This window comes from Acidovorax sp. GW821-FHT09A11 (assembly GCF_059418365.1).
This window is the reverse complement of the sequence record NZ_JBWKPS010000002.1, coordinates 659,180-671,673: the sequence shown is the minus strand read 5'-3', so window position 1 is coordinate 671,673 and position 12,494 is coordinate 659,180. Positions and strand designations below refer to the sequence as shown.

11 protein-coding genes are annotated in these 12,494 nt (G+C 67.9%); 4 read left to right on the top strand and 7 right to left on the bottom strand.

Going from position 1 to position 12,494, the window contains the following annotated elements; all coding sequences use genetic code 11:
• Positions 1-51 precede the first annotated feature (51 nt).
• From AC07PV_RS07200 to AC07PV_RS07190, 3 genes are all read left to right on the top strand, one after another.
• Complete coding sequence (locus AC07PV_RS07200; RefSeq protein ID WP_494629810.1) at positions 52-1,842, top strand: acyl-CoA dehydrogenase; 1,791 nt, start codon at positions 52-54, stop codon at positions 1,840-1,842.
• Between the two features lie 137 nt (positions 1,843-1,979).
• Positions 1,980-2,933 carry an NAD(P)H-dependent flavin oxidoreductase gene (locus tag AC07PV_RS07195; protein WP_218293913.1) on the top strand — a complete coding sequence of 318 codons (954 nt, stop codon included), beginning with the start codon at positions 1,980-1,982 and terminating at the stop codon, positions 2,931-2,933.
• Between the two features lie 210 nt (positions 2,934-3,143).
• Complete coding sequence (locus AC07PV_RS07190; protein ID WP_494629809.1) at positions 3,144-4,280, top strand: ABC transporter substrate-binding protein; 1,137 nt, start codon at positions 3,144-3,146, stop codon at positions 4,278-4,280.
• A gap of 94 nt (positions 4,281-4,374) precedes the next feature.
• On the opposite strand, the gene AC07PV_RS07185 is transcribed toward AC07PV_RS07190, so the two are convergent.
• The 3 genes from AC07PV_RS07185 to AC07PV_RS07175 are packed head-to-tail and all read right to left on the bottom strand — an operon-like array spanning position 4,375 to position 7,358.
• Positions 4,375-5,376: a cytochrome d ubiquinol oxidase subunit II gene (locus AC07PV_RS07185; RefSeq protein ID WP_370628452.1), complete on the bottom strand. Its 1,002-nt coding sequence runs from the start codon at positions 5,374-5,376 to the stop codon at positions 4,375-4,377.
• Positions 5,377-5,392: 16 nt separating this feature from the next.
• Positions 5,393-6,760, bottom strand: coding sequence for a cytochrome ubiquinol oxidase subunit I (locus AC07PV_RS07180; protein WP_492254886.1), 1,368 nt, complete (start codon positions 6,758-6,760; stop codon positions 5,393-5,395).
• Positions 6,761-6,764: 4 nt separating this feature from the next.
• A complete protein-coding gene (locus AC07PV_RS07175) occupies positions 6,765-7,358 on the bottom strand; it encodes a GbsR/MarR family transcriptional regulator (RefSeq protein WP_369641917.1) in 594 nt (197 codons plus the stop codon).
• 188 nt (positions 7,359-7,546) lie between these two features.
• On the opposite strand from AC07PV_RS07175, the gene AC07PV_RS07170 reads away from it, so the two are divergent.
• Positions 7,547-8,665 carry an acyltransferase family protein gene (locus AC07PV_RS07170; protein WP_494629808.1) on the top strand — a complete coding sequence of 373 codons (1,119 nt, stop codon included), beginning with the start codon at positions 7,547-7,549 and terminating at the stop codon, positions 8,663-8,665.
• A 65-nt stretch (positions 8,666-8,730) separates the two neighbouring features.
• Here AC07PV_RS07170 and AC07PV_RS07165 read toward each other — a convergent pair whose 3' ends face one another.
• From AC07PV_RS07165 to mdlC, 4 genes are all read right to left on the bottom strand, one after another.
• The gene (locus tag AC07PV_RS07165; protein ID WP_218293919.1) at positions 8,731-9,111 is read right to left on the bottom strand and encodes a hypothetical protein; all 381 of its coding nucleotides are present in this window, start codon (positions 9,109-9,111) and stop codon (positions 8,731-8,733) included.
• Positions 9,112-9,184: 73 nt separating this feature from the next.
• Positions 9,185-9,598 (bottom strand): nucleoside diphosphate kinase regulator, encoded by a 414-nt coding sequence (gene rnk / locus AC07PV_RS07160; protein ID WP_218293920.1) that lies wholly within the window; start codon positions 9,596-9,598, stop codon positions 9,185-9,187.
• Between the two features lie 141 nt (positions 9,599-9,739).
• The gene (locus tag AC07PV_RS07155) at positions 9,740-10,738 is read right to left on the bottom strand and encodes a Bug family tripartite tricarboxylate transporter substrate binding protein (protein WP_494629806.1); all 999 of its coding nucleotides are present in this window, start codon (positions 10,736-10,738) and stop codon (positions 9,740-9,742) included.
• Positions 10,739-10,833: 95 nt separating this feature from the next.
• Positions 10,834-12,456 (bottom strand): benzoylformate decarboxylase, encoded by a 1,623-nt coding sequence (gene mdlC / locus AC07PV_RS07150; RefSeq protein WP_494629804.1) that lies wholly within the window; start codon positions 12,454-12,456, stop codon positions 10,834-10,836.
• Positions 12,457-12,494 lie beyond the last annotated feature (38 nt).

Here is a 12,494-nt window from a genome sequence, read left to right as displayed (position 1 = left end):
AAGGCATCGCTCGCGATGCCTTTTTTTTGACGAAATTCCCCGGAGACACCCATGAGCTACACCGCCCCCCTCAAGGACATGCTGTTCGCCATCGAGCACCTGGCCAACATTGAACAGATCGCGCAGATCCCCGGCTTTGAAGACGCAGGCCTGGACACGGCCGCCGCCGTGCTGGAAGAGTGCGCCAAGTTCAACGAAGGGGTGCTGTCTCCGCTCAATTTCGAAGGCGACAAGAACCCGTCGAGCTGGAAAGACGGTGTCGTCACCACCACCCCCGGCTTCAAGGAAGCCTTCCGCCAGTACGGCGAAGGCGGCTGGCAGGGGTTGCAGCATCCGGCCGACTTTGGCGGCCAGGGCCTGCCCAAGACCATCGGCGCGGCCTGCATCGAGATGGCCAACAGCGCCAACATGAGCTTCGCGCTGTGCCCGCTGCTCACCGATGGCGCCATAGAGGCGCTGCTCACCGCGGGCAGTGACGAGCTCAAGGCCACGTACCTTGAAAAGCTGGTGACGGGCGAATGGACTGGCACCATGAACCTGACCGAGCCCCAGGCGGGCTCGGACCTGGCCCTGGTGCGCACGCGTGCCGAACCCCAGCCCGACGGCACCTACAAGATCTTCGGCACCAAGATCTTCATCACCTATGGTGAACACGACATGGCCGAGAACATCGTGCACCTGGTGCTGGCACGGGTGGCGGGCGCGCCCGATGGCGTGAAGGGCATCAGCCTGTTCGTGGTGCCCAAATTCATGGTCAACCAGGACGGCAGCCTGGGCGCGCGCAACGACGCCCATTGCGTGAGCATCGAGCACAAGCTGGGCATCAAGGCATCGCCCACGGCGGTGCTGCAGTTCGGCGACCACGGCGGCGCCGTGGGCTACCTGGTGGGGCAGGAAAACCGGGGCCTCGAATACATGTTCATCATGATGAACGCAGCCCGCTACGCCGTGGGCATGCAGGGCATCGCGATCTCCGAGCGCGCCTACCAGAAGGCCGTTCAGTACGCCAAGGACCGCGTGCAAAGCCGCCCCGTGGACGGCAGCATCAACGCCAGCGCCGCCATCATTCACCACCCTGACGTCAAGCGCATGCTCATGACCATGCGCGCCACCGTGGAGGGCTGCCGCGCCATGGCCACCGTGGCCGCTGCTGCGTTCGATGCCGCTCACCACCACCCCGATGCCGAGACGCGCAAGCAGAACCAGGCGTTCTACGAATTCATGGTGCCGCTGGTCAAGGGCTACAGCACCGAGACCAGCCTGGAGGTGACCAGCCTCGGTGTGCAGGTGCATGGCGGCATGGGTTTCATCGAAGAAACCGGCGCCGCGCAGTACTACCGCGACGCCAAGATACTGACCATCTACGAAGGCACCACCGCCATCCAGGCGAATGACCTCGTGGGCCGCAAGACGGCACGCGATGGGGGCCAGGTGGCCAAGGGCATCGCCGCGCAGATCGAGACCACCGAAGGCGAGCTGCTGGCCAGCGGCACCCCGGCCGCACTGGCCGTGGCCAGGCGCCTGACGGCCGCGCGCAAGGCGCTGCTCGACGTGATCGACTTCGTGGCCGGTGGCACCAAGGCCCAGCCCAACGCCGTGTTCGCGGGCAGCGTGCCCTACCTGATGCTGGCAGGCAACGTGGTGGCGGGCTGGCAGCTGGCGCGCAGCCTGCTGGTGGCGCAGGACCTGTTGCACAAGGGACAGGACGAAGCCTTCATGCGCGCAAAAATCACCACGGCCCAGTTCTATGCCGAGCACATCCTGGTGAAGGCACCGGGGCTGCGCGACAGCATCGTGGACGGCGCCGCCAGTGTGACCGAACTGGCGCTGGACGCCTTTTGAAGGTTGAGCGTGTTGTGAGGAGACTGACTGCCCGCAGAGCGGGCAGCTCATTGATATAAAAATGATAGCTGCTAGCGCTTGATGAATAAGCGCTAGAGCCCTATTTCATCCAAAAACCTGTTCAGGAAGTTGTTGCCATGTCCAAACTGCCTCCCGTGTTGCAAAACCTGTCGCTCCCCGTCATCGGCTCGCCGCTGTTCATCATCAGCAACCCCAAGCTCGTGATCGAGCAGTGCAAGGCGGGTGTGGTGGGCTCCATGCCCGCGCTCAACGCCCGCCCCGCCGAACTGCTCGATGAATGGCTGGCCGAGATCACCGAGACGCTGGCCGCCTACAACAAGGCCCATCCCGACAAGCCGGCCGCGCCCTTCGCCATCAACCAGATCGTGCACAAGAGCAATGACCGGCTGGAGCACGACATGCAGGTGTGCGCCAAGTACAAGGTGCCGATCATCATCACCAGCCTGGGCGCGCGCGAGGACGTGAACCAGGCCGTGCACGCCTGGGGCGGCGTGGTGCTGCACGACATCATCAACAACAAGTTCGCCCACAAGGCCATCGAGAAGGGCGCCGACGGCCTGATCGCCGTGGCCGCCGGTGCGGGCGGCCACGCGGGCGTGAAGAGCCCGTTCGCGCTGATCCAGGAGATCCGCCAGTGGTTCGACGGCCCCATCGCGCTCAGCGGCTCCATCGCCAGCGGCGACGCGGTGCTGGCGGCGCAGGCCATGGGTGCGGACTTCGGCTACATCGGCTCGGCCTTCATCGCCACGCACGAGGCCCGCGCCAGCGATGACTACAAGATGGCCATCGTGGAAGGCAGCTCGGACGACATCGTCTACAGCAACCTGTTCACCGGCGTGCACGGCAACTACCTGGCGCCGTCGATCCGCGCGGCGGGCATGGACCCCGACAACCTGCCCGAATCGGACCCGAGCAAGATGAACTTCGGCGGCGACGCGAAGAAGGCCTGGAAGGACATCTGGGGCTGCGGCCAGGGCATCGGCGCGATCAATGCGGTGACCAGCACCGCCGAGCTGGTGGCCCGGCTGCGCGCGGAGTACGAGGCTGCCCGGGCGCGCCTGAAGCTCTGATCCCCGGCGAGGTCTGCCTTGTGCGCCCGCAGCGTGCCATGCGCTGCGGGCGCCGCCGTTTGTGCGGCCCCGTGGGGCGGGTGTGGGCTGGTCGCGACAGGGCAAACCCCCAATGGACGGCAGCGCAGGTCGTGGACAATGATGATGATTAATAACCAGATGGGTGCCACATCGTGTGGCGCCGTCCGTCATCGTCGCGGGGAAGGTGCCATGCTTCGTTCATGTTTGCTGGGGCTGATGCTGGCCCTCTGTGCCAGCCAGGGGGCGCACGCCCGCAATGAGGGCGTGACCGGCGACGAGATCCGCCTGGGCGCGTCCGCCGTGCTCTCCGGGCCGCTCGGCGCTCAGACCGCGCAGTATGGGGAAGGGTCGCGGCTGATGTTCGACGCCGTGAACGCGCAGGGTGGCGTGCACGGCCGCATGATCCGCTACACCACGCTGGACGACGGCTTCGACACCCAGAAAGCCGTGGAGAACACGCGCCAGCTGCTGGAGAACGACAAGGTCTTCATGATCTACAACAGCACGGGCACGGCGCAGACGGCGGCCATCCTGCCCCTGGTCAAGGAACACCGCACGCTGCTGTTCGGGCCGGTCACGGGGGCCTCGGCGTTTCGGGAAACCTTGAATCCCTATGTCTTTCACGTGCGGGCCGGCTACGCCAGCGAGGCCGGCAAGATCGTCTCGCAGCTGCGCCACCAGGGCATCAGCCGCGTGGCGGTGTTCTACCAGGACGACGGCCTGGGCAAGACGCTGCTGGCCGAGCTCAAGAAAGCCTCCGAGGAGGAAAAGCTCGCCTTCGTCGCCGAGATCAAGGTCGACCCCAAGCAGCCCGACTTCGCGGCCGCCGCGCAGGCCACCGACAAGGCACAGCCCCAGGCCGTCATCGTGGCGACGGCGGGCACCACGTTCACCAGCTACATCAAGGCGGTGCAGTCCACGGCGGCGCGGCCCGCGTACTACGGGTTTTCCGTGGCCAGCATGGACGTGATCCACCGCGAGCTCAAGGACAAGGCGCGCGGCATCATCCTGGCGCAGATCATGCCGTCGCTGCGCAGCACCACCGTGCCCGTGGTGGCCGAGTACCTGGCCCTTCTGCGCGCCAAGTCACCAAGCGCCCAGCCGTCGGCCTCGCAGTTCGAGGGCTTCGTGCACGCCCGGCTGCTGGTGGAGGGCCTGCGCCGCACCGGGCGCAACCTGACCACGGAGTCCTTCGTCAAGACCATGGAGGATGCGGGCGACATCTCGTTCGGGCGCTTCAACGTCAAGTATTCGCCCAGGAGCCACAACGGCTCCACCTATGTGGAGCTGGCCATCGTGGATGCCGAGGGCAGCTTGCGGTATTGATCCCATATCTGGGGCGCAGCGCGCCCGCCTCCAGGGGGAAGCCGCCCGTGCTGCGGGCGGGCCACGGCGCCCTGGCAGCGGGCCTGGGCGCGTGTCACAGCCCGTAGGTCAGCTCCCGCGCCTTGCCCCAGAACACCCGGTACATGAAGACCGTGTAGACGATGATGGCCGGCAGCGTGATGGCCACCCCGATGCCGATCACCGCGAGGGACTCCGGCGCGCTGGCGGCTTGCCACACCGTGAGGCGGTCGATCACGATGTACGGATAGATGCTGTAGGCCAGCCCGAAAAAGGCCAGCACGAAGATCAGCACCGTGGCCGCGAACACGATCCAGCCATAGCCCGCCTCGACCACGCGGGGCGTGGCCAGCACGTGGCGGATGGCGAAGAAGGCGGCCACGCAGGCCAGCGGTATCGGCAGCAGGGCGAACAGTTCGGGCAGCACGAACCACTTGGCGAACACCGTGTGGCTGACCAGCGGCGTGGCCAGCGAGATGCCCATGAGCGCAAACCCCATGGGCCACAGGGCCCCCTGGCCCCAGCGGGCAGCCTTGCGCTGCAATGCGCCGTCGGTTTTCATGAGAAGCCAGCCGGCGCCGAGCATGGCGTAGGCCGCGGGCAGGGTGATGGCGATGCCCGTGGAAAACAGCAGGCCCCAGGTGTCGTTCTGGAAGCCGGTGACATAGGCGCCCAGCATCCAGCCCTGGGCCAGGGTGGTGACCAGCGAGCCCGCGGCAAACAGGCGGTTCCAGGCCGTCTTGTGCGAATCGCGGGCCTTCACGCGGAAGTCGAACGCCACCCCCCGCAGGATCAGGCCCACCAGCATCACGGCCACGGGCAGGTACAGGGCGGACAGCACCACGCCGTGGGCCATCGGAAAGCAGATCAGCAGCACGCCCACCCCCAGCACCAGCCAGGTTTCATTGGCGTCCCAGAACGGGCCGATGCTCGACACCATGACGTCCTTTTCCGCATCGCTCGCGAAGGGCAGCAGGATGCCCACCCCGAGGTCATAGCCGTCCAGGATCACGTAGGCGAGCAGCGCCAGGCCCATGATGGCCATGAACGCCAGGGGCAGGGTGTGGGCCAGGGTCATTTCCATGGTGTCCTCCTTACAGCGGATGGGGTGGCGCGGCGGGCGGCGCCACGGCGGGAACCGGCATGGCCGAGTGCTCCGCCATGTACTTGATCACCCCGACGTAGGCCGCGAGCAGCAGCACGTACACGGTGAGGTAGGCGGCCAGGGTGGAGGCCACCATGGCCGGAGGATGCGCCGCCACGGCGTCGGCGGTCTTGAACAGGCCATAGACCAGGTAGGGCTGGCGGCCGATCTCGGTCACGTACCAGCCGGCCAGGGTGGCCACCCAGCCGGAGAACGTCATGCCCACCAGCGCGTACAGCATGGGCCGGGGCAGGGTGGCCAGGTCGTGCCTGCGGCGGCGGTACAGCACGACAGCACCCGCCCAGGCGACCGCGAGCATCAGCATGCCCACGCCGACCATCACGCGGAACGCCCAGAACACCGGCGCCACGGGGGGATGGGCGCCAGCAAACTCGTTCAGGCCCTTGAGCTCGGCATCGATGTCGTGCGCCAGGATCAGGCTCGCCGCCTTGGGGATCTGGAGGGCGTAGTCGGTGCGGCCTTCCTTTTCGTTGGGCAGCCCGAACAGCGTGAGGGGCGCGCCCCGCTCGGTGTGCCAGATGCCTTCGATCGCCGCGATCTTCGCGGGCTGGTGCTCCAGCGTGTTCAGGCCGTGCATGTCGCCCATGAGGATCTGCAGCGGGATCGCCATGGCGACGGCGGCGACGGCGGTGCGCAGGGCCTTGCGGGTGCCTTCGGTGGCCGTGCCCTTGACGAGCTGCCAGGCGCTCACCCCGGCGATGAGAAAGCCCGCGGTCAGGGCCGATGCCAGCAGCTTGTGGCCCAGCCGGTAGGGGAAGGAGGGGTTGAAGACGATCGCCAGCCAGTCCACCGCGTGGAACTTGCCGTCGATGATTTCGTAGCCCACGGGGGTCTGCATCCAGGAATTCAGGCTCAGGATCCAGAACGCCGACAGCGTGGTGCCAAACGCCACCATGAGTGTCGCGACGAGGTGCATGCGCTCGGACACGCGGCCCCGGCCGAACAGCATGATGCCCAGGAAGGTGGCCTCCAGGAAAAAGGCCGTGAGCACCTCGTAGCCCAGCAGGGGCCCGGCGATGTTGCCCACATGCTCCATGTAGCCCGGCCAGTTGGTGCCGAACTGAAAGCTCATCGTGATGCCCGAGACCACACCCATGGCAAAGGTCAGCGCGAACACCTTGGTCCAGAAATAGTAGGCCTGCTCCCAGCCCGGCGCGGCCGGTGTGCCGCGCGTGGCCGAGTGGCGCAAGCGGAAGAACACCAGGAACCAGCACAGCGCGATGGTGATCGTGGGAAACAGGATGTGAAAGCTGATGTTGGCGGCGAACTGGATCCGCGACAGCATGAAGGTGTCCATGGTTTCAGGCTCCCTGGTGGTTGCTCTTGCCCTTGGCGGGGCCGCCCTTGCCGGTCAGCCGGTCCTTGAATTCGAGCACGCGGGTGACGGCGGTGCCCATGCCCATGAGCTGCATCGCCGTCTCGGGCGCGAGGCGCTGCACGTCGTCGAACCAGGTCATGAGCCGGTCGATCAGTTCGTGCATGTCGCGCATGCGCTCCTGGGCATGGCGCTCTTCGTCCGATCCGGGCTCCTCGAGCAGCGCCATGCGCAGCATCGACAGCGTGGGCTCGATCTCGCGGCGGCGGCGCTCCTCGGCCAGGACGCGAAAAATCTCCCACACGTCCTTGGGCGCCTCGAAGTACTCGCGCCGGTCGCCGGGCTGGTGGCTCAGCTTGACCAGGCGCCAGGCCTGCAGCTCCTTGAGGCCCATGCTCACGTTGGAGCGCGAGAACTCCAGCGTCTCGGCGATCTCGTCCGCGTTGAGCGGGCGCGGCGACAGGAAGATGAGCGCATACATCTGGCCCACGGTGCGGTTGATCCCCCACCGGCTGCCCATCTCGCCAAAGTGGGCGACGAACTGGCGGTTCAGGGGTGGCAGATGATTGATGTAGGTCATGGACACCGATTGTGCCTCATTTCCTGAATTTTCAGTAAATACTGAAAATTCAGGAAATTGTGGATTGCAGGGCTGGGTTATCCGGCAAGACACCTGGGCGACCAGCATCGAATCCGAAGGACGGCGACAATAGAGGGTTTTGGGCTGTGTTCCTGTAGGCGCACGGCTTGCCCACTATCTGCCGCAGCATGTCCTCTTCCCTTTCCCGCACGCCCGTCATCGACATGGCCAAAGGCCTGGCATGCATCGCTATCGTCTGGCACCACCTGGCCTTCTACGGGCCCATGTCGGACATCGCGCAGCCCCTGGCTCCGGGGCTCATCGCCTGGCTGTACGACTACGGCCGCATGGCGGTGCAGGTGTTCCTGGTGCTTGGTGGCTACCTGGCCGCCGCCAGCCTGGCGCCGCAGGGCGTGCCGCGCTTCGACCACGCAGGCCACGCGATCGCCAGGCGCTTCGTGCGGCTGGTGGTGCCCTATGCCGTGGCGCTGCTGCTGACGGTGGTGGTGGCCGCGCTGGTGCGGCCGTGGATGGAGCACGCTTCCGTGCCGGACGAGCCCACCCTGGCGCAGCTGCTGGCCAACGCGCTGCTGCTGCAGGACATCGTCGGCGAGAGCGCGCTTTCCGCGGGCGTCTGGTACGTGGCCATCGACTTTCAGCTGTTCGCGGTGAGCGTGCTGGCATGGGCTGGAGCGCGCGCGTTGCCTGGCGCCTGGGCCCGGCGGCATGCGGCGCGGCTGGCGCAGGGCGCGATCGTGGCGGGCGTGGCCCTGTCGCTGTGGGTGTTCAACCGCATGCCCGAGCTGGACATGTGGGCCGTGTATTTCTTCGGCGCGTACGGGCTGGGCATGCTGGCCTACTGGGCCGTGCGGGCGCGCCAGGCGTGGGGCTGGCTCGCCGCGATGGTGCTGCTCGGGGGCGTTGCGCTGGCCATTGACCACCGTGGCCGCATCCTGGTGGCCCTGGCGACGGCGCTGTGCCTGGTGGCCGCCCTGCGCTCTGAAGGCGTGCGGTCATGGCGCGGGGTGGGGCCGCTGGTGCAGCTCGGGCAGATGTCGTACTCGGTGTTCCTGGTGCACTTCGCGGTGTGCCTGCTCGTGAACGCGGTGGTCAGCCACCTGTGGCCCGCATCGCCGGTGCCCAACGCGCTGGGCATGCTGCTGGCGTTCGTGCTGTCGCTGGCGGCGGGGCGGCAGCTGTATCTGCGCGTGGAGCGCCACGTGCCCTCCTGGACCACGGCCTTGCGCTGGCAGATGGGGCTGGTGGGGGCGGGCATGCTGGTGGCGGTATCCAGCAACTGGGCATGAGGCAGGAACAGGTTCTGAGGGCCGCAGCAAACCCCTGAGGTGCCGCGCGGCGGCACCTGGCGCAATCAGCCTCGCAGCTTGCGTTCCCGGCGCTTGCGCTGGCGGTCGAGGAACCAGGCCATGAAGGGCAGGATCAGCATCGATCCAGGAATCACCCAGATGAAAAGGTAGGGGCTGACGGAAGACGCCGACCGCATCACATCGCGCAGGTGCGTGCGTTCGTCGGCGGTCCAGTTGCCCTGGCGGCGCTGCTGCACCAGCCACACCACCGAGCCCTTCATCGTGGCCATCTCGCGCTTGAGGCGGCTCTTCTCGCGGCTGTTGCCGGCCAGGAACGAGCAGAACCATTCCGGCGCGCGCTCCATCCGCCTTTGAAAGGCGACGGTCGAGTCCGGGTCGAACGTTTCGATGAGCGGGTTGTCGGGGGGTGGAGGCGGGCTGGTCATGGCGGATGCCATTGTCACTGCATGTGGCGGTGGCACCAAGCGTGGTGCAGCCAGGCGACGTTTCGTCGCGCGGTCAGCGGTGGAGTTCGCCCGCGCTTTCGGGCTGGTACAGAAGGTCCTTCACCCGCACCGTCATCGACTTGCCGCCCGGGCCGGGCCAGGCGAGTTCGTCGCCCACGGACAGGCCCAGCAGGGCGCTGCCCACGGGCGCGAAAATCGAGATCCGGTCCGCGCTGCCGTCCATGTCGCGGGGGTAGACGAGCGTCAGGCAGAACTCCTTTCCCGTCTCCAGGATCGAGAACTGCACGGTGGAGTTCATCGTGACCACGTGCGGCGGGATTTCTTCCGGGGCCACCACGTCGGCGCGGTCCAGCTCCGCCTGCAGTTCGGCCTTGCCCGGAAAGACGCTGGCCGGAATGGCTGCCAGAAGGGCCTCGATGCGGTCAACGTCCAGGGACGACAGGATGATCTGGGGCTTGCGCGCCATGGCGGTACCTCGGTGGTGTGTTGCAAAGCGCGGGACTGTAGACCATCGCCAATCTCGCACTGCCGCGCACGGTCATTCGGGGCGGCCCCACGGCGGCCCGCCCGCTTCCCCCGGTGGGGACGGCGCTGGGGGCCCGGAGGGTCAATCCCCCTGGATGTTGCGCGCCTTGATCAGCGCTCCAAACCGTGTGCTGTCGATGGATGCACGGGCGTTGAAGTCGGCCGGGGACATCGGTGCGGGAACGCCTCCGAGTGCCGCGATGCGCTCCTTCACGGCCGGTGTGGCCAGCACCTTGTTGATCTCGCGGTTCAGGCGGCTGACCACCTCGGGCGGCGTGCCAGCCGGGGCGTAGAAGCCGAACCAGGTATCGGCATCGAAGCCCTTGAGGCCCACCTCTTCGAGCGTGGGCACGTCCGGGAACAGCGGCGAGCGCCTGGAGCTGCCCACCGCCAGCAGCTTGAGCTTGCCCGCCTTCACGTGCTGCAGGCCGATGCCGGGGTCGAACATGAAGTCCACCTGCCCGCCCAGCAGGTCCTGCATGGCGGGGGCCGCGCCGCGATAGGGCACATGCACCGCGAACACGTTGGCCTGGGCCTTGAGCATCTCGGCCGCCAGGTGCGGCGAGCTGCCGTTGCCCGGCGTGCCGAAGGTCAGCTTGCCGGGGTTGGCCTTGAGGTACTTCAGGAACTCCTGGATGTTGTTGACCGGCAGCGTGGGCCGGACCTCCAGGAACACCAGCACCCGCGCCGCGGCGGCCACCGGGACCAGGTCCTTGGCGGGGTCGAACGGCATCTTGGGGTACAGGTGCGGGTTGACCGACACCATGCCGCCCGAGCTCATGAGCAGGGTGTAGCCGTCCGCCGGCGACTTGGCCACGGCTTCGCCGCCGATGTTGCCGCCGGCGCCGCCCCGGTTCTCCACCACCACGGGCTGCCCGAGCGCGGCCTGCAGCGGCACCGTGACCGCGCGGGCGATCTGGTCCGCAGCGCCGCCCGCCGGGAAATTGACCACCACCTTGATGGGTTTGCCGGGCCAGGTGTCTGCGCGTGCCGCGGCGGGCAGCAGCAGGCTGGACGCGGCGCCGGCCAGGGCTAGCGCGCCCAGCAGGCGGCGCGTGGTGCGAGGGGGAAATGAATGCATGCTTGTCTCCAGGTGTGGCCCGGGCGTGCCGGGTCTTGTGTGCTTCTTTTGCGGGGTGAAACCAAGGGATGGCGGGGCTCGCCGTGGCGGTCGTGTCAGGCCACGTCCACCTCCACCAGGATGGCGCGCGGATGGGCCAGCGCCGTGCGCAGCACGTCCGGCAGCTCGCTGGCGTCGCTCACGCGCACGGCATCGCAGCCCTGGCCCCGGGCCAGCGCCAGGAAGTCCAGGTCCGGCAGGTCGGTGCCCTCCAGCTTGTCACCCTCGTGGAAGCCGAAGGTGGGCGCGAACTCCTGCAGCGCCGCGTACCGGCGGTTCTTGAGGATGATGAACGTGATGGGTAGCTCGAGCTGCGCGGCGCTCCACAGCGCCTGGATGGAGTACATCGCCGAACCATCGCCGATGAGGCCGATGACCTTGCGGTCGGGCCTGGCCAGCGCCACGCCCACGGCGGCGGGCAGGCCGTAGCCCAGGCCGCCGCTGCACATGGTGTAGAAGGTCTCGCTCTGCAGGATGGGCAGGTAGGCGTGCATGGCCGCGCGGGAGCTGGGGGCTTCCTCCACCACGATGGAGGCCGCTTCGCGCACCTCGGCCAGCGTCTGCATCACATAGGGCACGCTCATCAGGGCGGAGGGCTCCGCGCGCGGCCGTGCGGCGCGCGCGGGGGGCAGGCCGCGCACGGCGGGCGCGGGGCGTGCGAGCAGATCCTGCACGCCCAGGCGCACGCTGCCCACGGCCGAGGTGCCCTCGGGTGTCCAGGCGGCCGTGCCGGGGTCGTCGATCAGCTGCACCAGATGCGCGCCGGGGGGCACGTGCGGCCCGAAGCCTTCGACGTGGTAGGTGAACGCGGCGGCGCCGAGCGCAAAGACCAGGTCATGGCCGCCGAGCAGCGACACGATCTTCTCGCGCATGGCCGGCAGCACGCCCGCGAATAGGCGGTGGTCCTGCGGAAAGCCGCAGCGGCCGGACATGGGGGCGATCCATACGGCGGCGCTGTGCCGCTCGGCCAGGGCCAGCACGTCGTCCCAGGCGCGGTCGCGGTCCACGGCGGCGCCCACCACGAACACGGGGCGCCGCGAGGCGTCCAGTGCGTCGCCGATGGCCTGCAGCACGCGGGGCTCGGGGCGCGACCCGGTGCTCACGGTGCGGGCCTGCAGCGGCTCGCAGGGCTTGTCCCAGTCGTCCGCGGGGATGGACACCAGCACCGGCCCGCGCGGCTGCTGCATGGCGATGTAGTAGGCGCGCGCGATGGCCAGCGGCACGTCCTCGGCGCGGGCGGGCTCGATGCTCCATTTCACGTAGGGCTTGGGCAGCTCGGTGGCCTGGCCCGAAAACAGGAACGGGTCGAACGGCAGGATGGACCGCGCCTGCTGGCCGGCCGTGATGACCATGGGCGTGCGGTTCTTTTGCGCCGTGAAGATGTTGCCCATCGCATGGCCCACGCCGGCCGCCGAATGCAGGTTCACGAAGGCGGCGTTGTGGCTCGCCTGCGCATAGCCATCGGCCATGCCCACCACCACGGATTCCTGCAGGCCCAGGACGTAGCGGAAGTCGCTGGGGAAGTCGAGGAACAGCGGCAGCTCCGTGGAGCCGGGGTTGCCGAAGATGGTGTTGATCTCGAAGCCGCGCAGCAGGTCGAGCACCACCTCGCGCACCGTGGGGCGGCTGGAGGGGGCGGGCGCGGCAGGGGCCGTGTTCTTGGGGAGAGCCTGGAGCATGGGGCGTGGCGGTGCTGAAGAGGAAGGCATTGATCTTC

Bases quoted from the DNA above. Each gene is read 5' to 3' on its own strand.
- AC07PV_RS07155 (WP_494629806.1), bottom strand. From the start codon at position 10,738: ATGCATTCATTTCCCCCTCGCACCACGCGCCGCCTGCTGGGCGCGCTA.
- AC07PV_RS07170 (WP_494629808.1), top strand. From the start codon at position 7,547: ATGTCCTCTTCCCTTTCCCGCACGCCCGTCATCGACATGGCCAAAGGC.
- AC07PV_RS07190 (WP_494629809.1), top strand. From the start codon at position 3,144: ATGCTTCGTTCATGTTTGCTGGGGCTGATGCTGGCCCTCTGTGCCAGC.
- AC07PV_RS07195 (WP_218293913.1), top strand. From the start codon at position 1,980: ATGTCCAAACTGCCTCCCGTGTTGCAAAACCTGTCGCTCCCCGTCATC.
- AC07PV_RS07200 (WP_494629810.1), top strand. From the start codon at position 52: ATGAGCTACACCGCCCCCCTCAAGGACATGCTGTTCGCCATCGAGCAC.
- AC07PV_RS07165 (WP_218293919.1), bottom strand. From the start codon at position 9,111: ATGACCAGCCCGCCTCCACCCCCCGACAACCCGCTCATCGAAACGTTC.
- rnk (WP_218293920.1), bottom strand. From the start codon at position 9,598: ATGGCGCGCAAGCCCCAGATCATCCTGTCGTCCCTGGACGTTGACCGC.
- AC07PV_RS07185 (WP_370628452.1), bottom strand. From the start codon at position 5,376: ATGACCCTGGCCCACACCCTGCCCCTGGCGTTCATGGCCATCATGGGC.
- AC07PV_RS07175 (WP_369641917.1), bottom strand. From the start codon at position 7,358: ATGACCTACATCAATCATCTGCCACCCCTGAACCGCCAGTTCGTCGCC.
- AC07PV_RS07180 (WP_492254886.1), bottom strand. From the start codon at position 6,760: ATGGACACCTTCATGCTGTCGCGGATCCAGTTCGCCGCCAACATCAGC.
- mdlC (WP_494629804.1), bottom strand. From the start codon at position 12,456: ATGCTCCAGGCTCTCCCCAAGAACACGGCCCCTGCCGCGCCCGCCCCC.